The sequence below is a fragment of the Stenotrophomonas sp. 278 genome (assembly GCF_003935715.1).
In the GTDB taxonomy this organism is placed as follows: domain Bacteria; phylum Pseudomonadota; class Gammaproteobacteria; order Xanthomonadales; family Xanthomonadaceae; genus Stenotrophomonas; species Stenotrophomonas maltophilia_AH.
Genome location: NZ_RHPP01000302.1, coordinates 1 through 1,040 on the forward strand (window position 1 = coordinate 1; position 1,040 = coordinate 1,040).

The 1,040-nt window shown below is 68.1% G+C and carries 1 protein-coding gene; it reads right to left on the reverse strand.

All coding sequences use genetic code 11. The features are described 5' to 3' along the window. Nucleotides 1-118: 118 nt before the first annotated feature. Nucleotides 119-673, reverse strand: a complete 555-nt coding sequence (locus EGJ34_RS21825) for an RNA polymerase sigma factor (RefSeq protein ID WP_260477100.1) — start codon at nt 671-673, stop codon at nt 119-121. Nucleotides 674-1,040 lie beyond the last annotated feature (367 nt).

Consider the following 1,040-nt stretch of genomic DNA (forward strand, 5'->3'; position numbering starts at 1 on the left):
GCGGTCCGTGCAGCGGCCAGCACCGCATCGTCGACGCGTGCCGACGGCGCGCTGTTGCCGGGTCGCCCCAGCAGGCGGGCCAGTTCGCGTTCTTCCGGGGTCAGCGGTTCAGGGTGGTTCATGGGTTCAGCTCCCCGCGCAGCTTGTCCATCGCGTAGCGCAGGCGCGATTTGACGGTTTCCCGGCCGACGCCGGTGATCTGCGCGATCTCTTCCAGGCTCAGCTCCTGTTCCAGCCGCAGTTGCAGGACCATGCGCTGGTCATCGGGGAGCTGCTCCATCGCCAGCTGCAGGCGGCGGCGCTGCTCGAACTCGGACAGCTCGGTTTCCGGGGTATGGCTGTCGCTCATGGCATTGACCCGTTCCTCGGCGTCGCCGGGAGCGGCCGGGCGGTGCCGGGCGGCGCGCCAGTGGTCGTTGAGTCGATTATGGGCAATGCGGAACAGCCAGGTGGTGAAGGCCGCTTCCGGCTGCCAGCCTGTGCGCGCGGCGATCACCCGCTGCCAGACGTCCTGGAACAGCTCGTCGGCCAGCGCGCCGTCGCGCAGCTGACGCAGCAGGAAGCTGTACAGGCGGCTTCGATGGCGGCTGTACAGGGTCTCAAACGCACGCAGGTCGCCGGCGGCCCAGGCCTGCATCAGGGATTCATCGGTGGGCAGGGCGGCGGCATCCACGGCACACAGGGTAAGCGCTGAATGGGCGCGCGCATAGCCGGCAGGTGGGGAAAGGACGGCAGACATCGGGTGCTGTCACGGTGGAGACACACGGAACAACGTATGGAAAGGCGTTTTGGGGTTGATGGGCCTCCACTGCCCCCCTGCAGTCGCGTTATGCTCAGGGGCAGGGGAGGCACCGGGACTCCGGTGTCAGAAAGAGAACAAGATGCTGTCCAGCCAGGTAGTCGCGTCCGCAGGGCATCTCGAACGTGGTGCGGTGGTCTCCACCGCGCTGGCGCATGCGTTGTGCGCGTTGCTGCCGGAAGGCAGCATGCTGGCGCTGGGCTGGTCTGACGGCGGCCTGGGCGAAGGCGGCGTTGCCGCC